Origin of the sequence: Pseudomonas sediminis (genome assembly GCF_039555755.1) — a bacterium.
GTDB classification, from domain to species: domain Bacteria; phylum Pseudomonadota; class Gammaproteobacteria; order Pseudomonadales; family Pseudomonadaceae; genus Aquipseudomonas; species Aquipseudomonas mendocina_D.
In genome coordinates this window covers 2788342-2811783 of record NZ_CP154631.1, presented here as the reverse complement: position 1 = coordinate 2811783, position 23442 = coordinate 2788342, and the positions used below count along the sequence as shown (strand labels likewise).

General features: G+C 64.0%; 19 protein-coding genes. 13 read left to right on the top strand and 6 right to left on the bottom strand.

Annotated elements, in window-relative coordinates:
* Positions 1–13 precede the first annotated feature (13 nt).
* Genes AAEQ75_RS13245 through AAEQ75_RS13230 form a run of 4 tightly spaced genes read right to left on the bottom strand, consistent with a single transcriptional unit; the run spans position 14 to position 3834 of the window.
* Positions 14–781: a heme ABC transporter ATP-binding protein gene (locus AAEQ75_RS13245; protein WP_343349266.1), complete on the bottom strand. Its 768-nt coding sequence runs from the start codon at positions 779–781 to the stop codon at positions 14–16.
* On the bottom strand, positions 781–1767 hold the full coding sequence (locus AAEQ75_RS13240) for a FecCD family ABC transporter permease (protein ID WP_177429705.1): 987 nt from the start codon (positions 1765–1767) through the stop codon (positions 781–783). The genes AAEQ75_RS13245 and AAEQ75_RS13240 overlap by 1 nt, the downstream gene beginning before the upstream one ends.
* 50 nt (positions 1768–1817) lie before the next feature.
* A complete protein-coding gene (locus AAEQ75_RS13235) occupies positions 1818–2714 on the bottom strand; it encodes a heme/hemin ABC transporter substrate-binding protein (protein WP_343349265.1) in 897 nt (298 codons plus the stop codon).
* A 55-nt stretch (positions 2715–2769) separates the two neighbouring features.
* Positions 2770–3834: a hemin-degrading factor gene (locus tag AAEQ75_RS13230; RefSeq protein WP_343349263.1), complete on the bottom strand. Its 1065-nt coding sequence runs from the start codon at positions 3832–3834 to the stop codon at positions 2770–2772.
* A gap of 192 nt (positions 3835–4026) precedes the next feature.
* Here AAEQ75_RS13230 and AAEQ75_RS13225 point away from each other — a divergent pair, with 192 nt between their 5' ends.
* Together AAEQ75_RS13225 and AAEQ75_RS13220 are read left to right on the top strand one after the other, a co-directional pair.
* Entirely contained in the window at positions 4027–6237 is a 2211-nt protein-coding gene (locus AAEQ75_RS13225; protein ID WP_343349261.1) for a TonB-dependent hemoglobin/transferrin/lactoferrin family receptor, read from the top strand.
* A gap of 137 nt (positions 6238–6374) precedes the next feature.
* Positions 6375–6692 (top strand): Rieske (2Fe-2S) protein, encoded by a 318-nt coding sequence (locus tag AAEQ75_RS13220; RefSeq protein WP_041980719.1) that lies wholly within the window; start codon positions 6375–6377, stop codon positions 6690–6692.
* Between the two features lie 54 nt (positions 6693–6746).
* Here AAEQ75_RS13220 and sfsA read toward each other — a convergent pair whose 3' ends face one another.
* Both sfsA and AAEQ75_RS13210 read right to left on the bottom strand, forming a co-directional pair.
* A complete protein-coding gene (gene sfsA, locus AAEQ75_RS13215; protein ID WP_343349259.1) occupies positions 6747–7454 on the bottom strand; it encodes a DNA/RNA nuclease SfsA in 708 nt (235 codons plus the stop codon).
* Complete coding sequence (locus AAEQ75_RS13210) at positions 7444–8625, bottom strand: pyridoxal phosphate-dependent aminotransferase (protein WP_099526078.1); 1182 nt, start codon at positions 8623–8625, stop codon at positions 7444–7446. The genes sfsA and AAEQ75_RS13210 overlap by 11 nt, the downstream gene beginning before the upstream one ends.
* 258 nt (positions 8626–8883) lie before the next feature.
* Here AAEQ75_RS13210 and dksA point away from each other — a divergent pair, with 258 nt between their 5' ends.
* The 11 genes from dksA to acs all read left to right on the top strand — a co-directional run bounded on the left by dksA (position 8884) and on the right by acs (position 23408).
* Positions 8884–9330 (top strand): RNA polymerase-binding protein DksA, encoded by a 447-nt coding sequence (gene dksA, locus AAEQ75_RS13205; protein WP_099526079.1) that lies wholly within the window; start codon positions 8884–8886, stop codon positions 9328–9330.
* A 50-nt stretch (positions 9331–9380) separates the two neighbouring features.
* Complete coding sequence (gene gluQRS, locus AAEQ75_RS13200; protein WP_279922012.1) at positions 9381–10265, top strand: tRNA glutamyl-Q(34) synthetase GluQRS; 885 nt, start codon at positions 9381–9383, stop codon at positions 10263–10265.
* Between the two features lie 142 nt (positions 10266–10407).
* Positions 10408–10584 carry a hypothetical protein gene (locus AAEQ75_RS13195; protein ID WP_003244646.1) on the top strand — a complete coding sequence of 59 codons (177 nt, stop codon included), beginning with the start codon at positions 10408–10410 and terminating at the stop codon, positions 10582–10584.
* Positions 10568–13522, top strand: coding sequence for a sensor histidine kinase (locus AAEQ75_RS13190; protein ID WP_343349256.1), 2955 nt, complete (start codon positions 10568–10570; stop codon positions 13520–13522). The genes AAEQ75_RS13195 and AAEQ75_RS13190 overlap by 17 nt, the downstream gene beginning before the upstream one ends.
* Positions 13523–13575: 53 nt before the next feature.
* Positions 13576–15009, top strand: a complete 1434-nt coding sequence (locus tag AAEQ75_RS13185; protein ID WP_256833008.1) for a sigma-54-dependent transcriptional regulator — start codon at positions 13576–13578, stop codon at positions 15007–15009.
* A 768-nt stretch (positions 15010–15777) separates the two neighbouring features.
* Positions 15778–17172 carry a polynucleotide adenylyltransferase PcnB gene (locus AAEQ75_RS13180; RefSeq protein ID WP_125880298.1) on the top strand — a complete coding sequence of 465 codons (1395 nt, stop codon included), beginning with the start codon at positions 15778–15780 and terminating at the stop codon, positions 17170–17172.
* Complete coding sequence (gene folK, locus AAEQ75_RS13175; protein WP_099526084.1) at positions 17169–17657, top strand: 2-amino-4-hydroxy-6-hydroxymethyldihydropteridine diphosphokinase; 489 nt, start codon at positions 17169–17171, stop codon at positions 17655–17657. The genes AAEQ75_RS13180 and folK overlap by 4 nt, the downstream gene beginning before the upstream one ends.
* A 264-nt stretch (positions 17658–17921) precedes the next feature.
* On the top strand, positions 17922–18722 hold the full coding sequence (panB, locus tag AAEQ75_RS13170) for a 3-methyl-2-oxobutanoate hydroxymethyltransferase (protein ID WP_125835128.1): 801 nt from the start codon (positions 17922–17924) through the stop codon (positions 18720–18722).
* Positions 18719–19576 carry a pantoate--beta-alanine ligase gene (gene panC, locus AAEQ75_RS13165; protein ID WP_343349253.1) on the top strand — a complete coding sequence of 286 codons (858 nt, stop codon included), beginning with the start codon at positions 18719–18721 and terminating at the stop codon, positions 19574–19576. Before panB ends, panC begins: the two co-directional genes overlap by 4 nt.
* Before the next feature lie 80 nt (positions 19577–19656).
* Positions 19657–21321, top strand: a complete 1665-nt coding sequence (gene pgi, locus AAEQ75_RS13160) for a glucose-6-phosphate isomerase (protein WP_106735399.1) — start codon at positions 19657–19659, stop codon at positions 21319–21321.
* A gap of 149 nt (positions 21322–21470) precedes the next feature.
* On the top strand, positions 21471–23408 hold the full coding sequence (gene acs / locus AAEQ75_RS13155) for an acetate--CoA ligase (RefSeq protein WP_343349251.1): 1938 nt from the start codon (positions 21471–21473) through the stop codon (positions 23406–23408).
* Positions 23409–23442: the final 34 nt, after the last annotated feature.

Here is a 23442-nt window from a genome sequence, read left to right as displayed (position 1 = left end):
AACTCTCCAAGGCTCAGCGTGCGACGATCAGGGGATGGCCGCGCTCGGGGTGAGTCTGCACCAGCACCTCCAGGCCGAAAACGGCCTGCAGTGGCTCGGCCCGCAATACCTCGGCAGGCGTACCCAGCGCATGCGCCCTGCCCTGCTCCAGCAACAACAGGCGATCACAGTAACGCGCAGCCAGATTGAGGTCGTGGAGGATCACTAGCACCGCCGCACCGGATTCAGCCAAACGACGAACCGCCTGCAGGCAGGTGTGCTGATGCAGGGGGTCGAGCATCGAGGTTGGCTCGTCGAGCAGCAGAATCTGCCCCTCGCCGCCCGGCCACAGCTGCGCCAGCACTCGCGCCAGGTGCACGCGCTGACGCTCACCGCCGGACAGGGCAAGATAGCTGCGCCCGGCCAAGTGCGCTGCATCAGCTGCGTGCAGCGCCTCCAGGACGATCTGCGCATCGCGCACGCGACCGCTGTCGTGAGGCAGACGGCCCATGGCGACCACCTCCTCGACGCGGAAGGCGAAATTCAGGCTCGAACTCTGCGGTAGCACTGCAAGCCGCCGGGCACGCTCCGGCCCCGACCATTCATCGAGCGCGCGCTGCTCCAGCGTCACCTGCCCGGCACTGGCCGGCAACTCGCCGGTCAGCGCTGCCAGCAAGGTGCTCTTGCCCGCACCATTCGGCCCCAGCACACCCAGCACTTCGCCTGGACGCAGCTGCAGATCGATGTCACTGAGCACCACACAGGGCCCGCGGCGAACTTCCAACCGTTCGAGCTGCAGCATCAGCTTCGCCCCCGCACCAACAGATAAAGAAAGAACGGTGCGCCGATCAGCGCCGTGACGATGCCGATCGGCAACTCGGCAGGTGCCAACGCCAGGCGTGCAACCAGATCAGCCAGCAGCAGCAGGCTGGCACCGGCCAGTGCGGATGCCGGTAACAGCAAGCGATGATCGGGGCCGACCAGCAGCCGCATCAGGTGCGGAACCACCAACCCGATAAAGCCGATCAGGCCGGCGGCGGCTACCGCAGCACCGACACCCAGCGCCGTGCAGAACACCAGCTCGCGTTTGAGGCGCTCCACATCGAAACCGAGGTGGCGCGCCTCCGACTCGCCCAGCAGCAGCGCGTTCAGCGCCCGTGCCCGTCGCGGCAACCACAGTGCCACGGCCAGCGTTGCCAGCAACAACGGCCAGAGCCGTGCGTAGCTGGCGCCATTGAGACTGCCCAGGTTCCAGAACGTCAGGGTACGCAACGTTGCATCGTCCGCCAGGTAAGTGAACAGGCCGATGGCCGCACCGGCCAGCGCAGTCAACGCGATGCCGGCCAGCAACATGGTCGCCACGTGGGTCTGCCCATCACGCCGGCCCAGACGGTAGACCAGAGCGGTCACCAGCAAGCCACCGACGAAGGCACAGGCCGACAGTAGATAAGGCGCGAAGGCTTCGGGCAAACCGCCGAACGCGGCGCCGCCAACGATGGCAACCGCAGCGCCCAGCGCGGCACCGCTGGAAACGCCGACCAGGCCAGGGTCCGCCAGAGGGTTGCGAAACAGCCCCTGCATCGCCACACCACAGAGCGCCAGCACCATGCCCACGGCGAGCCCGAGCAGCGTACGCGGCATGCGGATCTGCGCCAGGATCAGTTCCGCCTGCTGCACCGACGCATCAGCTGCAAGCGGCACGCCCAGCAGACGCAGCGCGGCACGCAGAGTGTCGCCCAGCGGCAGACTGACCGGGCCGAGCGCCAGCGAGAGCCACAGTGCGAGCACGAGCAGCAGGCCCAGTGCGATGAACAATGGGCGCGTCGAAAGAGGTGAGGTCATGGCGCGCTTTTGGCTTCAGCTGTCAGAGAGTGGCTGGCAGGATAAAAGCCTGCGCCGAGCATCGCCAGCCCATCCGGCACACGCGGTCCAAGACCGCCGACCAGCAGGGTCGGGTCGAGCGCCAGCAAACGCCCCTCACGCGCCGCGCGCGTACCGGCCAGGGCCGGGTTCTGCTGCAGCAGGGCCTGCCTCGCGGCATCGCCTTCAAGAGCGCGATCAGCGACAACCACGACCTGTGGGTCGAGCGCCAGCAGTGCTTCGCTGGACAGCGCCTTGTAGCCATTGTGACTGGCCAGGTTGCGCCCACCGGCGCGACTGATCAGCCAGTCGGCCGCCGTATCGACGCCGCCCACCAACGGGCTGCCACCGGCGTGCCCGAGCAACAGCAACACACCGGGCGCTTCCTGGCTGCGCTGGGCCTGCTCGACCCACTGCCGCTGAGTCTGCAGACGCGCCTGGTAATCGGCGAAGGCGCGTTGCGCTGCCGCCTCATCCCCGAGCAACTGGCCCAGACGTTTCAGGTTGGCCTGCAGGCTGCCCAGCTCCGCGCGCGCCGTCAGACGCTCGATACGCACGCCGGCTGCAGCCAGTTGCTCAAGTACCGGCGGCGGGCCCATCTCCTCGCTGCCCAGCAGCAGGTCCGGGCGCAGGGCGAGAATGCCCTCGGCAGCCAGTTGCCGTTGATAACCGACGCTGCGCAGCTTGGTCAGCGACGCCGGATGACGACTGGTGGTATCGACACCCACCAGTTTGCTCTCGCCGCCCAGCAACACCACCCACTCACTCAGGGCACCACCGGAACTCACCCAGCGCTGCGGCAATGGCTCTGCAAGCGCCAGATTGGGAAACAGCAGGACAGCCGCCAGGCCGCCCAGAATATTCGCAAGACGCATGGTCTCGACTCCTCGAACGTGACATCGACCGGCCCCAGCGGGGATCCGGCACGGATCAGGCCAGCACCTGCAGCGACTCGGCCAGCTCGCGCCAGTCATCACGCTCAGCCATGCCAGGCTTGCGAGCGCCGAACAGCTGGACGACCAGCTCGCCCTCGGCATCGAAGGCTTCCAGGCTGGTGATCACGCCATCGACGCTGGGCTTGCGCACGCGCCACAGCTCGACCACACCACGGGTCTGCAGGTGCAGGTTGAAATCGGGGTCGAGTACGTTGAACCAGCTGTCCATCCAGCGCAGATTGTGCACCGAGCCGGTGTGAATCTGGATGCAGTAACGGTTACCGACGAACACCATGATCGGCACTTCACGGGCAGCGGCCTGCTCCATCAGCACTGTCAGCCCGGAGGTCGCCAGCGGCTGCGCCCATTGCTCACCCGCCAGGCGCAACGCCTGGGTACGCGCGACTTCATGCTTTTTCAGCAGGGCGAAAAAATGGTGGGTGTCCTGCAGCGTCGCCCAGCCCTCACGCAGCGCCTGGCTGTCGACCTCCGCATCGGCCTTGCGCGCTGGTGCGGCTGGCGGTGGCAGCAATTGCAGCTCGGCATTCTGCTCGCCGGCGAAACGCTCGACCAACGGCTGCCAGGCGCTTAACTTGCTGTGCTCGGTCAGGTAGACCTTGTGCACGGCGACGCCCTGCTGGTCGAACACCTGGATGCTGCGTTGGGTGCCCTTGGCGGTTTCCTCGGCGATGGCGAACACGCTGGCCCAACCACCGAGGAACAGGCGCAGGTCGATGTCGGCAGACACCACCAGGCCCATCTGCCCGGATGCGGCAACGCTCACTTCACGGTACAGCCCCTTGCGCTCATGGACGCAATGCTCGTTACGCGTCAGCACCATGACCCGACCGAGTTCGCCAAGCGCCGGCAGCAGCGCGGCCCAATCCGGGCGCAAGCGCTGCGCGTCGATGCCCAGGCGGCTAGCGGTCAACTCGGCCTCGCTGACACCTAGCTGCGCCGCTGCTTCCCGGGCGCGCAGACGGGGTTGCTCATCACGCAGCGTTTGCCAGGCCTGGTAAAGACCAGCAGCCGGGGCTGCCAAGTTATTTGCGGTACTCATCGGGATTTCCTCTCTCACGGGCAGTTACCACCACCGTCGGCGACGCGAACGCGTACCGACACGGCAGTGCAATTTGAGAGAACGATAATCTACCTGAGAATTATTTGCATCAAATGAGTGATCTGGTTAACGTCTTGCGCCGTCGCCAACCAGGCAGTCGCAGAGCTGCCACACATGCACCGGAGTATCACCATGCACGTTCGCCCGCCCCTCGCTCGCCGCTCCTGGCTCGCGCTGCTATTGCTGTGCCCTTCGCTGGCTCTGGCTGAAACACCAGCCGAGCTACCCGCTGTCGAGGTCACTGGAGTGGCGGCCAAGCAACCGCTGCCGACCACGACCCAGACCGACGCCCAGACGCTGGAACGCCGACAGATTCGCAGCTTCGATGACCTGTCGCGCCGTGCCGAGCCGGGACTGAACTACAACCGCAGCAACAACAGCATCAACATCCGTGGTCTGGACCGCGACCGTGTGCTCACCACCCTCGATGGTATTCGCATGCCCTGGCTGAACGACGCCGTGCGCGACGTCAACGGCGGCCCCAACAGCATCGACTTCCAGGGTCTGTCCTCCATCGACGTGGTGCGCGGCGCCAACTCCAGCCAGGTTGGCTCAGGCGCCCTCGGCGGAGCGCTGCAATTGCGTACGCTGAACCCGGACGACCTGCTGGGCGACAAGGACGAGTTCGCCGGAATGATCAAGAACGACTACGACAGCGCCGACCGCAGCTGGGGGCTCAATGCCGCGCTGGCCGGTCGTTTCAACGACACCTCCTGGTTGCTCCAGGCTGGCGGGCGCAAGGGGCACGAGCTCGATAACCAGGGCAACCGTGATGTTCTGGGCAGCCAGCGCACCGAGGCCAACCCCAGTGACACCGATCAGCACAGCCTGCTGCTCAAGGTTCAGCAGAAGCTCGGCGGCGGGCACCGCGTCGGTGTGACCGCCGAACTGTTCGAGCGCACAGAAGACATGGACAGCCGCATCAACCAGGGCACCGCCAACTATCCACGGCACTATGAAACCCGCGAGAGCAACGAGCGCAAGCGCCTGTCCTTCGACCACCAGTACCGTGCCGAGAGCAGCGACAGCCTGCTGGATTGGGCCGACACCATCGTCTACTGGCAGAAGCTGCGTCGCGAAGACGAGGTGGACGCCACTCGCGCCGGAACCCTCGCCGGCCCGTTCGGCCGTAACAACGAAATCGAGAAAACCCAATACGGCATCAACGGCAGCCTGGGCAAGCAACTGGGGCAGCACAACCTGACCCTGGGTGCGGAGTGGAGCCGCATCGAGGCCGAGCAGTACAGCGGCGGCTACGATGCCTGCCCCAGCGTACTGGTACCGCCCTTCCCGCCGCGCCCGGACAGCACGCCCGCCGGCATCTACTTTTCCTGCATCAACCTGCACACCAATCAGGCCGAAATGCCGAAGACGCCGGGCAACCTGTACGGCCTCTACCTGAAAGACGACATCGCCCTCAGCGACACACTGACCCTGACGCCGGGCGTGCGCTATGACCGCTACGAGTACAAACCCAAGAGCGGCACCAGCGGTTACGTGCTGGCCGGCGACAGTGTGATGCTCACCGAAAACAAGGACTCCAACTGGGCCGGCAGCCTGCTGCTGACCTGGCAGGCGCACGAGCTGGCAACCCTCTACGCGCAGTGGGCGCAGGGCTTCAAGGCACCGGACGTCAACGAGCTGTACAGCACCTTCACCAACTCCGGCATGGGCTACGCGCGCGTCGGCAACCCCAACCTCAAGCCCGAGGAAAGCACCGGCTACGAAGTCGGCGCGCGCCTGGGCGACAAGCATCTCGGCGGCTCCGTCAGCCTGTTCGACAACCGTTACAAGAACTTCATCGACAGCATCACCGCCAACGAAGAGGACTACGGCTTCCAGGCCGGAGAATTCCCGACCTTCTTCGAGGTGATGGAGAACCGCGACAAGGTGCGTATCTACGGCGCCGAAGGCACCGCGCACTGGCAGTTCGCACCCTCCTGGCAAGCCTGGAGCTCGGTCGCCTGGGCCGTGGGCAAGGACCGCGAAACCAAACAGCACCTGAACTCGGTCGCCCCGCTGACTGGCACCCTCGGCCTCAGCTACACCCAGCAGCACTATGGTGCGGACCTGATGCTGACCGCCGCCCGCCGTCGCGACAAGGTCGAGAACGACAGCGACTTCAAGGCTCCCGGCTATGGCGTGGTCGACCTCACCGGTTACTGGCAACCGGCAGCGCTGGATGGAGTCCGGCTGCAGGCCGGTCTGTTCAACCTGTTCGACAAGAAGTACTGGAACGCCCTCAACGTGCCCAACATTGGCGGCCGCACCACACCTCAACCGGTCGACTACTACAGCGAGCCCGGGCGCAGCTTCCGCGTATCGGCCTCCTGGCAGTTCTGAGTTCCACTTGGCGCAAGGATGCGCCCTCCTCCTTCTTGCGGGATAATCCGCCCGTCTTGCGGCGCCATGCGCCACCTTCCTCCTGCCGGAGGACGGTCATCCGAGGTCGTCGACCTTCACGCTAACGGGAAACCGCGATGATTCGCTTGTGCGCTCCACAGGAACTGGCCGAGGGTCAGAGCCGGGGCTTCGTGCTCGACCAGTTGAACCTGCTTGCAGTACGCAGGGACGGTCAGGTGCACGCCTATATCAACCGCTGCCCACATCGCGGCATTGCCCTGGAGTGGCGGCCAGACGACTTTCTCGATGACAGCGGCAGCCTGATCCGCTGCGCGACTCACGGCGCGCTGTTTCTGATCGAGAGCGGTGAATGCGTGGCCGGCCCGTGCGAAGGCCAGGCGCTGCAGAGGCTGGCGTGCAAGGAAGACGCGAACGGAATCTGGATTGCGCCGTAGAGCGCGCTGTGCGCACCGCTTTCCCAACGCAGTAACCGGTGCGCACGGCGCACTCTACGTCAGGATTTCCAGCCGGCGAACCAGGGTGATCCCTTCAGGGCTGAGCTCGGCGCCGTAGGCCAGCACCTCCACACCCGCAGCCTTGGCATCACGCAATCCCGCCCCGTAAGTCGGATCGATTTCCTCCGCGGCGCGCACGGCGCGAATGCCGGAGAGGTTCACGCAATACAGCTGCACCGTGCGTACACCGGCACGCGCCAGCGCGGCCAGCTCGCGCAGGTGCTTGGCACCGCGCTGCGTCACTGCATCGGGAAAAGCCGCCACATCGCTGCCATCGAAGCCCAGCGTCACGCTCTTGACCTCTACAAAGGCCGGCCCGTCCGAGTAATCCAGACGAAAATCGGCGCGGCTGTTCTCCACCCCGTAAGCCACCTCGCGCTTGAGCGCGGTAAAGCCAGCCAGTTCGCTGATCACGCCGGCACGCAGCGCTTCTTCCACCAGCGCGTTGGCCCGCGCGGTGTTGATGCAGGCCAGGCGCCCCTGCGGCGTTTCGCTGATTTCCCAACTGCCCGGCAACTTGCGCTTGGGATCGTTGCTGCGGCTGAACCACACCCGACAGCCTTCACTCATGCAGTTGAGCATCGAGCCGGTGTTGGCGCAGTGGATGGTCATCTGCTCGCCGCTGGCCGTCTCGATATCGGCGAGAAAGCGCTTGTAGCGGCGCAACAGCCGCCCTTCCTCCAGCGGCGGATCAAAGCGCATCGGGCTTCCAGCTCTTCAGGCCGCGCGCGATACGCTCGACCGCCTGCTGCAGACGCTCGACGTTCTGCGTATAGGCGAAGCGCACATGGTGCCCAGCCTGGTAACGGCCGAAATCCAGACCCGGGGTGAAGGCCACATGCTCGGTTTCGATGAAGTGCCGGCAGAAAGCGAAGGCGTCGCCGCCAAAGGCGCTGATGTCGGCATATAAATAGAAGGCGCCTTCAGGCGTGGCGGCGATACCGAAGCCCAGCTCACGCAATGCCGGCAGCAGGTAGTCACGGCGACGCTGGAATTCATGACGCCGCTCTTCGAAGATCGCCAGCGTGGCCGGTTCAAAGCAGGCCAGCGCGGCATGCTGGGCCATGCTCGGCGCACTGATATAGAGATTCTGCGCCAGCTTCTCCAACTCAGGCACCGCCGCCTCAGGCGCCACCAACCAACCCAGGCGCCAGCCGGTCATACCGAAATATTTGGAGAAACTATTGAGGACGAAGGCATCGTCGTCCACTTCCAGCACGCTCGGGGCATCGCAGCCGTAGGTCAGGCCGTGGTAGATCTCGTCCACCACCAGATGACCGCCACGCTGTTTGAGGCAGGTCGACAGGGCCGCCAGCTCATCCTTGTGCAGCAAGGTGCCGGTCGGGTTGGCCGGCGACGCGACCAAGGCGCCGACGCTGCCAGAGTCCCAGTGCCGTTCCACCAATTGCGGGGTGAGCTGGTAACGCACGTCCGGGCCGACCGGCACCAGTTGCGCGGCGCCTTCGACCAGGCGCAGGAAATGGCGATTGCACGGGTAGCCCGGGTCGGCCAGCAACCAGTGCTTGCCCGGGTCGACCAACAAGCTGGCGGCCAGCAGCAGTGCGCCGGAGCCACCCGGCGTCACCAGAATGCGCTGCGGATCGATGCTCAGTCGGTAACGCTCGGCATAGAAGCCGGCGATGGCTTCGCGCAGTTGCGGCAGGCCACGGGCGGCGGTGTAGCGGGTGTGCCCGGCGGCCAGCGCGGCCTGACCGGCACGGATGATCGGTTCGGCAGTGGTGAAGTCCGGCTCGCCGATCTCCAGGTGAATCACATCGTGGCCGGCGGCCTGCAACTCGTTGGCACGTGCCAGCAAGGCCATCACGTGGAAGGGTTCGATGGCGCGACTGCGCGCACTGTAGAGCTGAGCCATGGGTCTGTCTTCAGGGTTGCGAGGCGCGGATTCTAGCAGGGCAGCTCAAGGCCACGGCAAGGGCGCCAAAGCGCCGCTACGCTTGCAGAGCAGTCCCTTGCGGATTTCGCTCACACACCGGACAAGGCATAGACAACCGGGAGTAGCGCGCCCCGATTTGATCTGGTAAGTTCGCCGGCTTGCAGTCGCAGGGCCGGACAAACGCCTGGCAATGGAATAACCTGCGCGATGGATTTGAAAGAGTGAGAGGCGTCATCCATGCCCACAAAAGAAAAAGCCAAAAGCACCAGCCAGCTGATTCGTGGTTTCGAGCCTTATCCAGAGAAGAAGGGCGAGGAATACATGAGCGAGCCGATGCGCGCTCACTTCACAGGCATCCTCAATAAGTGGAAGCTGGAGCTGATGCAGGAAGTCGACCGTACCGTGCACCACATGCAGGACGAAGCGGCCAACTTCCCGGATCCGGCCGACCGCGCCAGCCAGGAAGAAGAATTCAGCCTGGAACTGCGTGCCCGCGACCGCGAGCGCAAGCTGATCAAGAAGATCGACGAAACCCTGCAGCTGATCGAAGACAACGATTACGGCTGGTGCGACTCCTGCGGTGTAGAGATCGGCATTCGCCGCCTCGAAGCCCGCCCGACCGCCACGCTGTGCATCGACTGCAAGACGCTGGCGGAAATCAAGGAAAAGCAGGTCGGTTCCTGATCTGACAACGGGGCGCTTAGGCGCCCCGCTCTGTTTCTGGCCCTAGCTCCATGAACACAGCCTATGTCGGGCGCTTCGCCCCCACGCCCAGCGGCTATCTGCACTTCGGCTCGCTGGTCGCCGCTCTCGCCTCCTACCTCGATGCCCGCGCCGCTGGCGGTCGCTGGCTGCTGCGCATGGAAGACCTCGACCCGCCACGGGAAGTGCCCGGCGCTCAGGATGCGATTCTGCGCACGCTGGAAGCCTACGGTTTCGAGTGGGACGGCGAGTTGGTGCGCCAGAGCGAGCGCCACGCCGAATACACAGCGGTGATCGCCCGGCTATTCAGCCAGGGCCTGGCCTACGCCTGCATCTGCTCGCGCAAGCAGCTCGAAGGCCACGCCGGCATTTATCCGGGGTTCTGCCGTAACGCCTGCCACCCTGACCACGAAGCGGCCATCCGCCTGCGCGTGCCAGAGCTGGACTATCACTTCATCGACCGGGTGCAGGGCGAATTTCGCCAGCAGTTGGGCCGTGAGGTCGGCGACTTCGTGATTCGCCGGCGCGACGGCTTGTTCGCCTATCAGCTCGCCGTGGTGCTGGACGATGCCTGGCAAGGTGTTACCGACGTGGTGCGCGGCGCCGACCTGCTCGACTCCACCCCGCGCCAACTCTATCTGCAGGAACTGCTGGGGCTGTCGCAACCGCGTTACCTGCACGTGCCGCTGATCATTCAGCCGGACGGGCACAAGCTAGGCAAGAGCTACCGCTCGCCACCGCTACCCGCCGACCAGGCCGGGCCTCTGCTACTACGCGCCCTGCGCGCGCTGGGGCAACAACCACCCGCCGAATTGCAAGGCGCGGCATCTGCCGAGCTGCTGGCCTGGGGCATCGCCAACTGGGACGCCACACGTATTCCGCGCAGCCGCACCCTGGCCGAAACGCAATTGAGGTAGCGCGCGCCGCGCGCACTGTTGACCACCAAGCGAACCTTGTACGGTCCCGGTGCGCACAGCGCACCCTACGGCAAGCCTCAAGTTTGTGGCTTGAAGCGCGCAGCTTCCTTTACCATCGCGGCATCTTTCGACGAGATGTCACATGTATATCTACCGACTGGTTCTGATCCTGGTAGTGGGGATCTACCTGTTCTCACCGGCCATCATGGACTGGTGGATCGACCCCAATGGCGCCTGGTATCGGCCTTATCTGCTGTGGCTGATCCTGATCGTCGTTACCTTCATCCTTCAGAGCCAACGCGATGCTGACGAGCTTTAGCCTGAGCGAACTGATCCTGATCAGCGCCGGCTATCTGCTGGTGCTGTTCGGCGTCGCCTGGGTCAGTGAACACGGTCTTATCCCCCGCTGGATCATCCGCCATCCACTGACCTACACCCTGTCGCTGGGCGTCTACGCCAGCGCCTGGGCCTTCTATGGCACGGTGGGTCTGGCCTACCAGTACGGTTACGGCTTCCTCGCCAGTTACCTCGGCGTCTCCGGGGCCTTCCTGCTGGCGCCGGTGCTGCTCTACCCGATCCTGCGCATCACCCGCACCTACCAGTTGTCATCACTGGCCGACCTGTTTGCCTTTCGCTTTCGCAGCACCTGGGCCGGCGCACTGACCACGCTGTTCATGCTGATTGGTGTACTGCCGCTGTTGGCCCTGCAGATCCAGGCGGTGGCCGACTCCATCGGCATCCTCAGCCGCGAGCCGCTGCAGGAAAAGGTCGCGCTGAGCTACTGCGGCCTGATCATCCTGTTCACCATCCTGTTCGGCGCGCGCCATATCGCCACCCGCGAGAAGCACGAGGGCCTGGTGTTCGCCATCGCCTTCGAGTCGCTGGTCAAGCTGGTGGCGCTGGGCGTCATTGGCTGGTACGCGCTGTATCAGGTATTCGGCGGCCCACGTGAGCTGGAGCTGTGGCTGGTGCAGAACCAGGCCGCGCTGTCGACCCTGCACACACCGCTGCAGGAAGGCCCGTGGCGCACCCTGCTGCTGGTGTTCTTCGCCTCGGCCATCGTCATGCCGCACATGTACCACATGACCTTCACCGAGAACCTCAATCCGCGCGCGATGGTCAGCGCCAGCTGGGGCCTGCCGCTGTTCCTGTTGCTGATGAGCCTGGCGGTACCACTGATTCTCTGGGCTGGCCTGAAACTTGGCGCCACCACCAACCCCGAATACTTCACCCTGGGCCTGGGGATCGCGGTCAACAGTGAAACCCTGGCGTTACTGGCGTATGTCGGTGGGCTGTCGGCCTCCAGCGGCCTGATCATCGTCTCGACCCTGGCGCTGTCCGGCATGGCGCTGAATCACCTGGTGCTGCCGCTGTACCAGCCCCCAGCCGAAGGCAACATCTACCGCTGGCTGAAGTGGACGCGCCGCGCGCTGATCGCCTTCATCATCATGGCCGGCTACGGCTTCTACCTGCTGCTCGGTGCGCAGCAGGATCTGGCCAACCTGGGCATCGTCGCCTTCGTCGCTACCCTGCAGTTCCTGCCCGGCGTGCTCTCGGTGCTGTATTGGCAGACGGCCAATCGCCGCGGCTTCCTCGCCGGCCTACTGGCCGGCATCAGCGTCTGGGCGCTGACCATGCTATTGCCGCTGCTGGGCAATCTGGAAGGCTTCTACCTGCCGCTGTTCAACGTCATCTATGTGCTAGACGATGCCAGCTGGCACCTCGCAGCCATCGCCTCGCTGGCCGCCAACGTGCTGGTGTTTACCCTGGTATCACTGTTCACCGAAGCCAGCCCCGAGGAGAAGAGCGCCGCCGAAGCCTGCGCAGTCGACAACGTGCGCCGCCCGCAACGGCGCGAACTGGTCGCCGACTCGCCGCAGGACTTCGCCGCGCAACTGGCCAAGCCGCTTGGCGCCAAGACCGCACAGCGCGAGGTGGAACAGGCCCTGCGCGACCTGCACCTGCCCTTCGACGAAAGCCGTCCCTATGCCCTGCGCCGCCTGCGCGACCGCATCGAGGCCAACCTCTCCGGCCTGATGGGGCCGAGCGTGGCGCAGGACATCGTGGAAACCTTCCTGCCCTACAAATCCGGCACCGAGGGCTACGTCACCGAGGACATCCACTTCATCGAAAGCCGCCTGGAGGACTACCAGTCGCGCCTTACCGGCCTGGCCGCCGAACTCGATGCGCTGCGCCGCTACCACCGCCAGACCCTGCAGGAGTTGCCGATGGGGGTGTGCTCGCTGGCCAAGGACCAGGAGATCCTGATGTGGAACCGGGCCATGGAAGAGCTCACCGACATCCCCGCGCAACGCATCGTCGGTTCGCGCCTGAGCACCCTGAGCGAACCCTGGCAGAGCCTGCTGCAGGACTTCATCGAACGCCCCGACCAGCACCTGCATAAACAGCACCTGGCGCTCGATGGTCAGATCCGCTGGCTCAACCTGCACAAGGCTGCCATCAACGAGCCACTGGCGCCCGGTAACAGCGGCCTGGTGCTGCTGGTCGAGGACCAGACCGAAACCCAGATGCTCGAAGACAAACTGGTGCACTCCGAGCGCCTGGCCAGCATCGGCCGTCTCGCTGCGGGCGTCGCTCACGAGATCGGCAACCCGATCACCGGTATCGCCTGCCTGGCGCAAAACCTGCGCGAGGAACGTGAGACCGACGCCGAATTGACCGAAATCAGCGGGCAGATTCTCGAACAGACCAAGCGCGTGTCACGCATCGTCCAGTCGCTGATGAGCTTCGCCCATTCCGGCAGCCACCAGCGCAGCGACGAGCCGGTGTGTCTGGCCGATGTGGCGCAGGACGCCATCGGCCTGCTGTCGCTGAACAAGCGCAACTTCGACATCCAGTTCTACAACCTGTGCGATCCGCAGCACTGGGCCTGCGGCGACCCGCAGCGCCTGGCCCAGGTGCTGATCAACCTGCTGTCCAACGCCCGTGATGCCTCGCCACCCGTCGGCGCCATCCGCGTGCGCAGCGAAGCCAGCGAGCACACCGTGGACCTGATCGTAGAGGACGAGGGTAGCGGCATTCCCAAGGCGATCATCGACCGCCTGTTCGAGCCATTCTTCACCACCAAGGACCCCGGCGAAGGGACGGGCCTGGGCCTCGCACTGGTCTATTCGATCGTGGAAGAGCATTATGGACAGATAACAATCGACAGCCCGGCTGACCCCGAGCGCCAATTGGGCACTCGAATTCGGGTCACCCTACCGAGGCATGTCGAGGCGACGTCCGTAGCGATGTAAACAGCGAGAGAGGCTGCCCATGGCACCTCCGTGACCGTCGAGAGACCGAATTGATGCCACATATTCTTATCGTCGAAGACGAAACCATTATCCGCTCTGCCTTGCGCCGCCTGCTCGAACGCAATCAGTACCAGGTCAGCGAAGCTGGCTCGGTACAGGAAGCCCAGGAGCGCTACAGCATTCCCACCTTCGACCTGATCGTCAGTGACCTGCGCCTGCCTGGCGCACCGGGCACCGAACTGATCAAGCTGGCCGAAGGCACGCCGGTGCTGATCATGACCAGCTACGCCAGCCTGCGCTCGGCGGTGGACTCCATGAAGATGGGCGCAGTCGATTACATCGCCAAGCCCTTCGACCACGACGAGATGCTGCAGGCAGTCGCTCGCATCCTGCGCGACCGCCAGGAAGCCAAGAGCGCACCCGCGCCCGCCACCGGTAGCAGCGCACGCAGTGGCAATGCCGAGAAGGTGGTGGATAACGCCAATGGCGAGATCGGCATCATCGGCTCCTGCGCCGCCATGCAGGAGCTCTACAGCAAGATTCGCAAGGTAGCCCCCACCGACTCCAATGTGCTGGTGCAGGGTGAGTCCGGCACGGGCAAGGAGCTGGTCGCACGCGCCCTGCACAACCTGTCCAAGCGCGCCAAGGCACCGCTGATTTCGGTGAACTGCGCCGCCATTCCGGAAACCCTGATCGAGTCCGAGCTGTTCGGCCACGAAAAAGGCGCCTTCACCGGCGCCAGCGCCGGGCGCGCTGGTCTGGTGGAAGCGGCCGACGGTGGCACGCTGTTCCTCGACGAGATTGGCGAACTGCCGCTGGAAGCTCAGGCACGCCTGCTGCGCGTGCTGCAGGAAGGCGAGATTCGCCGGGTCGGCTCGGTGCAGTCACAGAAAGTGGACGTGCGCCTGATCGCCGCCACTCACCGCGACCTGAAGACCCTGGCCAAGACCGGCCAATTCCGTGAAGACCTCTATTACCGCCTGCACGTCATCGCCCTCAAGCTGCCGGCGCTGCGCGAGCGCGGTAGCGACGTGATAGAGATCGCCCAGGCATTCCTGGTGCGCCAGTACACCCGCATGGGCCGCGAGCCGTTGCGTTTCGCTCATGATGCCGAGCAAGCGATCCGCCACTACCCATGGCCGGGTAACGTGCGCGAACTGGAAAACGCCATCGAGCGCGCAGTGATTCTCTGTGAAGGTGCGGAAATTTGTGCCGACCTGCTGGGCATCGATATCGAGCTGGACGACCTGGATGACGAGGACTTCAGCCTGCCGGCTGTGGCCGGGCAGAGCAGTGGCAACAGCCACGAGCCGACCGAGGATCTGTCACTGGAAGATTACTTCCAGCACTTCGTCCTCGAACACCAGGATCACATGACCGAGACCGAGCTGGCGCGTAAGCTGGGCATCAGCCGCAAGTGCCTGTGGGAGCGCCGTCAGCGCCTGGGCATTCCACGGCGTAAAACCGGTGTAACCAGCAGCCCTTGACTTAACGCCTAGGTGACAACCTGTCTGCGCCGGGGTTCCACAGGTTGTTACCTTTTCAATATCTCGTAACAAAGACCGGGTCTATCGGTAACGAAAATCCGGCTTCCCCTCCCCCACCCAACACCCCAATCCGCCGCAAGCCCTTGATTTACAAGGAATCACAAAAACTGGCACGGCATCTGCTTTATCTCTGGCACAACAACAATAACAAGCAATGCCCTACACAATAAGAACAAGACGTAACGACTCCAGCACAACAAGAACAACAAGGCACGGAGGCGCAGCTAACTGATTCTTTTGGAGAGGAGTTGCCGCGAGGGGTTCGCCCCAGCGACCAGGCTGAGAACAATAAAACTGCTTCAAGGCAGCGCCAGAACTGGTTGATTAAGGCAGCATCAGCGTCCAAAGAAATCCGTTTGCTATTGGCTCCCCTCTCTGGGGAGCACCCGGTAAGCCACGGCAAGCCGGGAAGGGCCAAACAACAAAAACAACAGGCCCTCAATAACAATAAAAACAGAGCACGCACCAATTTTGGGGGGGAGCTTCAGCTCCCCCAGTAGCTTCCGGTCCTCAGATCCCCGCCTGCCGCCCCTCTACACACCTTCCCCCTACACGATGCTAGAATCCGCAGCAATCATGCGGTCATCGTTTCGCATGCAGTTGAAAAACCTTGCCAAAGCAAACTGCTTTTAACGCCGTGATGCCCACGCAATTCGATTTTCAAGCGCATGCGCAGCAGGCCGACCACTACTCCAAACAGTGCATCCCATGCTGAAAAAGCTGTTCAAATCTTTCCACTCACCTCTGCGCCGTGCCCCACGCCCACGCAGCACTCCCGAAGTGCTGAGCAGCAGCCAACATCCGCTCAAGCGTAACGAGATCAGCCGTCACGCCATAAGCGTGGTCGAGCGCCTGCAGAAGGCTGGCTACCAGGCCTATCTGGTCGGTGGTTGCGTCCGCGACCTGCTGCTGGATATTGACCCCAAGGATTTCGACGTCGCCACCAGCGCCACGCCTGAGCAGGTACGTGCCGAATTCCGTAACGCCCGGGTGATCGGCCGCCGCTTCAAGCTGGTTCACGTGCATTTCGGCCGCGAGATCATCGAAGTCGCTACCTTCCGCGCCAACCACCCACAAGGCGAGGAAGAGGAAAACAGCAACCAGGCGGCACGCAACGAAAGCGGCCGCATCCTGCGCGACAACGTCTACGGCACCCTCGAAGACGATGCACAGCGCCGCGACTTCACCATCAACGCGCTGTACTACGATCCAACCCAGGAGCACATCCTCGACTACGCCCGCGGCATGCACGATGTGCGCAACCACCAGGTACGCCTGATCGGCGACCCGGAGCAGCGTTACCTGGAAGACCCGGTGCGCATGCTGCGTGCGGTACGTTTCGCCGCCAAGCTGGATTTCGATATCGAGAAGCACAGCGCCGCGCCGATTCGCCGTCTGGCGCCGATGCTGCGCGACATTCCCTCGGCGCGCCTGTTCGACGAAGTGCTCAAGCTGTTCCTCGCCGGTTACGCCGAATACACCTTCGACCTGCTGCTCGAGCACGACCTGTTCGCCCAACTGTTCCCGGCCAGCGGCGCAGCGCTCAAGCAGAACCCGCAGTACACCGAGAAGCTGATTCGCCAGGCGCTGATCAACACCGACGACCGCATCCACGATGGCAAATCGGTCACGCCGGCCTTCCTCTTCGCCGCACTGTTGTGGCCTGCCCTCCCGGCCCGCGTACTGCAGTTGCAAAGCAAAGGCATGCCGCCGATTCCGGCCATGCAGGAAGCCGCCCACGAACTGATCGCCGAGCAATGCCAGCGCATTGCCGTGCCCAAGCGTTTCACCATCCCGATTCGCGAAATCTGGGACATGCAGGAGCGCCTGCCGCGACGCAGTGGCAAGCGTGCCGATCTGCTGCTGGAGAACCCGCGTTTCCGCGCAGGCTATGACTTCCTCCTGCTGCGCGAACTGGCCGGGGAGGACACTGGAGGCCTGGGCGAATGGTGGACGGACTATCAAGACGCTAACGACAGTGAGCGCCGACAGATGATTCGCGACCTCGCAGGCAAAGGCGAAAGCACCGGCGCCGCGCCGCGCAAACGTCGCCGCAGCAACAACAATCGGCGTAAGCGCAGCGACGAAGCCGGCGGCGAATGATGGAGCGGGTTTACATCGGCCTCGGCAGCAACCTGGCCGAGCCGCTGCAACAGCTGCGCGCGGCCTTGCATGCTATCGCCCAGTTGCCACACAGCCGCTTGCAGGCGCATTCGTCGTTCTACATCAGCGACCCACTGGGTCCGGCGGATCAGCCGCGTTACGTCAACGCCGTGGCAGCGCTGGATACCGCACTGGAGCCCTGGCAGTTGCTCGACGCGCTGCAACGCATCGAACAGGAACAGGGTCGCGTGCGCAAGGCCGAACGCTGGGGACCGCGCACACTGGACCTGGATATCCTGCTGTTCGGTAAGCGCCTGATCGACGACGAGCGCCTGACCGTGCCGCACTACCACATGCACGCGCGTCCTTTCGTGCTCTACCCGCTGGCCGAGCTAGCCGCAGAGCTGCAGTTGCCGGACGGCCGCAGCCTCAATGCATTGCTCGAAGCCTGCCCCTTCACCGGCCTGGAGCGCCTGCCGGAGTGACGTCCGAGCAAGCGCCAGCCACCTTCACCTTGTTCTGCGCCTGCTACCCGCCGCAAGCCCGCGCCAGCTCTAGCTCGGCCGTTCGCCACGGACATTGGCGGTAACGCCAGTAACAGAGCGGTAACACCTGCAATTGACTTCACGCCCCCCCATCAGGACTATAGGCGTCCCGTCGCCCAGCGCCGGGCGCACCTTTGATGCCAATCCAGGCCGGATTGCAGCCAGATAGAAGCGGTATACCGAGCCTGAGCGAGGACCTTTGAAATGCCTGACGTTACCCTGACCACCCTGCAGAGCCTCAAGCAGAACGGTGAAAAGATCGCCATGCTGACCTGCTATGACGCCACCTACGCCCATGCGGCCTGCCAGGCGGGTGTCGACGTGTTGCTGGTCGGCGACTCCCTGGGCATGGTCCTGCAGGGCCACGACAGCACCCTGCCGGTCAGCGTCGAGGAAATGGCCTACCACACCGCCTGCGTCAAACGCGGCAACCAGGGAGCACTGATCGTCACCGATCTGCCGTTCATGGCCTATGCCACCACCGAGCAGGCTCTGCACAACAGCGCCAAGCTGATGCAGGCCGGCGCGCACATGGTCAAACTGGAAGGTGCTGGCTGGCTGGCCGAGCCGATCCGTCTGCTGGCCGAGCGCGGCGTACCGGTGTGCGCGCATCTGGGCCTGACCCCACAAGCGGTGAACATTCTCGGCGGCTACAAGGTTCAGGGCCGCCAGGAAGCGCAGGCACGGCAGATGCGTGCCGACGCCATGGCACTGGAACAGGCCGGTGCGGCCATGCTGCTGCTCGAATGCGTACCGAGCGAGTTGGCCGCGGAAATCACCCAGGCGGTGAAGGTTCCGGTGATCGGTATTGGCGCAGGCAGCGCCACCGATGGCCAGGTGCTGGTCAAGCACGACATGCTCGGGCTGTCGCTGTCCGGTCGTTCGCCGAAGTTCGTGCGTAACTTCATGGAGGGCCAGAGCAGCATTCAGGGCGCCTTCAGCGCTTACGTACAGGCCGTCAAAGACGGCAGCTTCCCGGCTGCCGAACATGGGTTTTCCGCATGACCACGGTGAAGACCCTGCGCGAGCTGCGCGCAGCCATCGCTCAGGCACGAGCCGAGGGCAAGCAAATCGGTTTCGTGCCGACCATGGGCAATCTGCACGCGGGCCACGTCTCGCTGGTACAGATCGCCGCCCAACGCGCCGACTTCGTGGTTGCCAGCATCTTCGTCAACCCACTGCAGTTCGGCGCCGGTGAGGATCTGGACACCTATCCGCGCACCCTCGCCGCCGACCAGGAGAAACTGCTGGCGGCCGGCTGCCACCTGCTGTTTCACCCCGATGTCGCGGAAATCTACCCGCACGGCATGAGTAACCAGGCCCGCGTCATCGTTCCCGGTGTTTCCGAAGGCCTCTGCGGCGCCAGTCGTCCGGGGCATTTCGAGGGCGTCGCGACGGTGGTGACCAAGCTGTTCAACATGGTCCAGCCTGATCTGGCCGTGTTCGGCGAGAAGGACTATCAGCAACTGGCAGTGATCCGCGCACTGGTGCAGGACCTGAACATGCCGATCCAGATTATCGGTGCGCCAACTCAACGCGCCGAGGACGGCCTTGCGCTGTCCTCGCGCAACGGCTACCTCAGCGAGGAGCAACGCGCCGCCGCCCCCGCGCTGTATCGAGGCCTGCAAGCGATCGCCGAAGAGCTGCAGCGTGGCGCTCGCGATTACGCACGGCTTATCGACAGTGCCCAGGCGCAGCAACGTGGTGCTGGCTTCATCCCCGATTACCTGGAGATCCGTAACGCGGTGAACCTGCGCCCGGCCCAGCTCGACGATCATCACCTGGTGGTGCTGACTGCTGCACAGCTGGGTAGCACCCGCCTGATCGATAATCTGGTGGTTGAACTGCCACGCCAGTAGCTGCCCGCAAAGGCAGCCGGTTACACTCTCAAAGGCCCGGATCGATCCGGGCCTTTTGCTTTTGTGGACCAGGAGCTCCGATGGCCTATTACCAGCAGCCTCAAGACGTCACCACCCTGCCCGCCTGGCAGGCCCTGCAGCAGCATCGCGCCGAGATGGCCGGTTTCAGCATGCGCGAAGCCTTCGCTGCAGACGCACGGCGCTACCAGCGCTTTTCCCTCGACAGCTGCGGGCTGCTGCTGGATTACTCGAAGAACCTGATCGATGAGCACGGCCTCGATCTGCTGATTCAACTGGCCGAGCAGGCCGGTCTGCAGGAGTCCATCGCCAGCCTGTACCACGGCGAACAGGTCAACGCTTCGGAAGGCCGCGCCGCGCTGCATACCGCCCTGCGCAGCCCGATTGGCCGCCGCCTGCTGGTCGACGGCCATGACATCATTCCCGAGGTCCATCGCGTCCTGAACCAGGTCACCGAGCTGGTCAGTCGCATTCACAGTGGCCTGTGGCGCGGCTACAGCGAAAAACCGATCAAGGAAGTGGTCAACATCGGCATTGGCGGCTCCTTCCTCGGCCCGCAACTGGTTTCCGAGGCCCTGCGCCCATTCACCCAGCGTGGCGTGCGCTGCCACTACCTGGCCAATATCGACGGCAGCGAATTCCGCGAACTGACCGCCCGCCTCAACCCGGAAACTACCCTGTTCATCGTTTCCAGCAAGTCCTTCGGCACCCTGGAAACCCTGAAGAATACCCTGGCCGCGCGCGACTGGTACCTGGCCATGGGCGGCCCGGAAGAAGAGCTGCACCGTCACTTCATCGCCGTAACCAGCAACCGCAAGGCTGCCATCGAGTTCGGCATCGGCGAAGAGAACATCTTCCCCATGTGGGACTGGGTCGGCGGCCGCTACTCGTTGTGGTCGGCCATTGGCCTGCCCATCGCCCTGGCCATCGGCGTGTCCAACTTCAAGGAACTGCTGGCCGGTGCCTACGCCATGGACCAGCACTTCACCCAGGCGCCATTGGCCGAGAACATGCCGGTGCTGATGGCCCTGCTGGGCATCTGGTACACCAATTTCTGGGACGCGCAGAGCCACGCCATCCTGCCCTACGACCATTACCTGCGTAACTTCACCAAACACCTGCAGCAGTTGGACATGGAGTCCAACGGCAAGAGCGTGCGCCAGGATGGCAGCGCGCTGGACATCGCCACGGGGCCGATCATCTGGGGCGGTGTCGGCTGCAACGGCCAGCATGCTTACCACCAGTTGCTGCACCAGGGCCGCCTGCTGGTACCGGCGGACTTCATCGTTCCGGTCAACAGCTACAACCCGCTGTCAGACCATCACCAGTGGTTGTTCGCCAACTGCCTGTCGCAGGCCCAGGCGCTGATGCAGGGCAAGACGCGTGAGGAGGCCGAGGCCGAACTGCGCGCCAAAGGCATGGCCGAGGCCGACGTGCAGCGCCTGGCGCCGCACAAGGTGATCCCCGGCAATCGCCCGAGCAACATCCTGGTGATGAACCGCATCGCACCATTCGAGCTGGGCGCGCTGGTTGCCCTTTACGAGCACAAGGTCTTCGTGCAGAGCGCCATCTGGGGCATCAATGCCTTCGACCAGTGGGGCGTGGAGCTGGGCAAGGAGATGGGCAAGGAAGTGTATCAGCGCCTGACCGGCCAGCTCGATGGCAGTGCATCGGATGCATCGACCCAGGGCCTGATCGCTCATTTCCGCGAACATCATCGCGGCTGATGTACGCGTCTGACGCTGCCCGGGGCCAAGCGCCGGGCAGTGTTCACGGCGCGCAGCCGCTCTTGCGTCGAATATCGCCCCTTGAACCAAGCGCCTGCTTGGGTGCACCCTTGTGATTGTTGCGGACAAACAATTACAAGGAGCCCGCCATGTTCGAGATCACCCGCCACCCCGTGGCCGACGCGGTACGTCAGCGCGCACACCTGGATAACGATGCTTATCTGCGCCTGTATCAACAGTCCGTCGAGCAACCCGAGACCTTCTGGGGCGAGCAGGCCAAGACCTTTCTGGACTGGTTCAAACCCTGGGACAAGGTGCATACCAGCGACCTGAAACAGGGCCACGCCGAATGGTTCAAGGGCGGCCAACTCAACGTCGCTTATAACTGCATCGACCGCCACCTGGAAAAGCGCGGCGAACAGATCGCCATCATCTGGGAAGGTGACAACCCGGCCGAGTCGGCACACATCACCTACAACAAGCTGCACCACAACGTCAGCCGACTGGCCAACGTGCTCAAGGGGCGTGGCGTGAAGAAAGGCGACCGGGTGTGCATCTACATGCCGATGATTCCCGAAGCAGCCTACGCCATGCTCGCCTGCACGCGTATCGGTGCGGTGCATTCGGTGGTGTTCGGCGGTTTCTCTCCCGATGCCCTGCGCGACCGCATCCTCGATGCCGACTGCCGTGCAGTGATCACCGCCGACGAAGGCGTGCGCGGCGGCAAGTACATCCCCTTGAAGGCCAACGTCGACAAGGCCCTGCAAAGCTGCCCGGACGTCTCCACCGTGGTGGTAGTCGAACGCACTCAGGGCGATATCGCCTGGGTGGAAGGTCGTGACCTCTGGTACCACCAGGCGCTGAAGGGGGTCGATGCCGACTGCCCGGCCGAGCCGATGGACGCCGAGGATCCGCTGTTCATTCTCTACACCTCGGGCTCGACCGGGAAACCCAAGGGTGTACTGCACACCACTGGCGGCTACCTGCTCGGCGCGGCGATGACGCACAAGTACGTGTTCGACTACCACGAGGGCGACATCTATTGGTGCACCGCCGATGTCGGCTGGGTTACCGGGCACAGCTACATCGTCTACGGCCCACTGGCCAACGCTGCCACCACACTGATGTTCGAAGGCGTGCCCAACTACCCGGACGCTTCGCGCTTCTGGCAGGTAATCGACAAGCACCAGGTCAACACCTTCTATACCGCGCCCACTGCCCTGCGCGCGCTCATGCGCGAGGGTCAAGCCCCGGTCAAGAGCACGTCGCGTAGCAGCCTGCGCCTGCTCGGCACGGTGGGCGAGCCGATCAACCCGGAAGCCTGGGAGTGGTACTTTCATGTGGTGGGCGATAGCCGCTGCCCCATCGTCGACACTTGGTGGCAGACCGAAACAGGCTCCATCCTGATCACTCCGCTGCCTGGTGCTACCGACCTCAAGCCCGGCTCGGCCACCCGTCCGTTCTTCGGCGTACAACCGGTGCTGCTCGACGAACAGGGCAAGGAGATCGACGGCCCCGGCAGCGGCGTACTGGCCATCAAGGCGAGTTGGCCGAGCCAGATCCGCAGCGTCTACGGCGATCATCAACGCATGATCGATACCTACTTCAAGCCTTACCCCGGCTACTACTTCACCGGTGACGGCGCACGCCGCGACGAGGAAGGCTACTACTGGATCACCGGCCGTGTGGATGACGTGATCAACGTCTCCGGCCACCGCATCGGTACCGCCGAAGTGGAGAGCGCGCTGGTGCTGCACGATGCAGTGGCCGAAGCGGCAGTGGTCGGCTACCCGCACGATGTGAAGGGCCAGGGCATCTATGCCTACGTCACCCTGATGAATGGCCAGGAGCCTTCCGACGAGCTGAAGAAGGATCTGCTGACCCTGGTCGGCAAGGAGATCGGCAGCTTCGCCAAGCCGGAACTGGTCCAGTGGGCACCGGGCCTGCCCAAGACCCGATCGGGCAAGATCATGCGCCGCATCCTGCGCAAGATCGCCTGCAACGAGCTGGAGAACATGGGCGACACCTCGACCCTGGCCGACCCCGGCGTGGTCGACAGCCTGATCGATCAGCGCCTCAACCGCTGAGCCTCGCGCCCGGCCTGAAAGGGCCGGGCGCATC

Bases quoted from the DNA above. Each gene is read 5' to 3' on its own strand.
- AAEQ75_RS13220 (WP_041980719.1), top strand. From the start codon at position 6,375: ATGATTCGCTTGTGCGCTCCACAGGAACTGGCCGAGGGTCAGAGCCGG.
- acs (WP_343349251.1), top strand. From the start codon at position 21,471: ATGTTCGAGATCACCCGCCACCCCGTGGCCGACGCGGTACGTCAGCGC.
- pgi (WP_106735399.1), top strand. From the start codon at position 19,657: ATGGCCTATTACCAGCAGCCTCAAGACGTCACCACCCTGCCCGCCTGG.
- AAEQ75_RS13195 (WP_003244646.1), top strand. From the start codon at position 10,408: ATGTATATCTACCGACTGGTTCTGATCCTGGTAGTGGGGATCTACCTG.
- AAEQ75_RS13180 (WP_125880298.1), top strand. From the start codon at position 15,778: ATGCTGAAAAAGCTGTTCAAATCTTTCCACTCACCTCTGCGCCGTGCC.
- AAEQ75_RS13185 (WP_256833008.1), top strand. From the start codon at position 13,576: ATGCCACATATTCTTATCGTCGAAGACGAAACCATTATCCGCTCTGCC.
- panB (WP_125835128.1), top strand. From the start codon at position 17,922: ATGCCTGACGTTACCCTGACCACCCTGCAGAGCCTCAAGCAGAACGGT.
- AAEQ75_RS13245 (WP_343349266.1), bottom strand. From the start codon at position 781: ATGCTGCAGCTCGAACGGTTGGAAGTTCGCCGCGGGCCCTGTGTGGTG.
- AAEQ75_RS13190 (WP_343349256.1), top strand. From the start codon at position 10,568: ATGCTGACGAGCTTTAGCCTGAGCGAACTGATCCTGATCAGCGCCGGC.
- dksA (WP_099526079.1), top strand. From the start codon at position 8,884: ATGCCCACAAAAGAAAAAGCCAAAAGCACCAGCCAGCTGATTCGTGGT.
- AAEQ75_RS13235 (WP_343349265.1), bottom strand. From the start codon at position 2,714: ATGCGTCTTGCGAATATTCTGGGCGGCCTGGCGGCTGTCCTGCTGTTT.
- folK (WP_099526084.1), top strand. From the start codon at position 17,169: ATGATGGAGCGGGTTTACATCGGCCTCGGCAGCAACCTGGCCGAGCCG.
- panC (WP_343349253.1), top strand. From the start codon at position 18,719: ATGACCACGGTGAAGACCCTGCGCGAGCTGCGCGCAGCCATCGCTCAG.
- sfsA (WP_343349259.1), bottom strand. From the start codon at position 7,454: ATGCGCTTTGATCCGCCGCTGGAGGAAGGGCGGCTGTTGCGCCGCTAC.
- AAEQ75_RS13230 (WP_343349263.1), bottom strand. From the start codon at position 3,834: ATGAGTACCGCAAATAACTTGGCAGCCCCGGCTGCTGGTCTTTACCAG.
- AAEQ75_RS13225 (WP_343349261.1), top strand. From the start codon at position 4,027: ATGCACGTTCGCCCGCCCCTCGCTCGCCGCTCCTGGCTCGCGCTGCTA.
- gluQRS (WP_279922012.1), top strand. From the start codon at position 9,381: ATGAACACAGCCTATGTCGGGCGCTTCGCCCCCACGCCCAGCGGCTAT.
- AAEQ75_RS13210 (WP_099526078.1), bottom strand. From the start codon at position 8,625: ATGGCTCAGCTCTACAGTGCGCGCAGTCGCGCCATCGAACCCTTCCAC.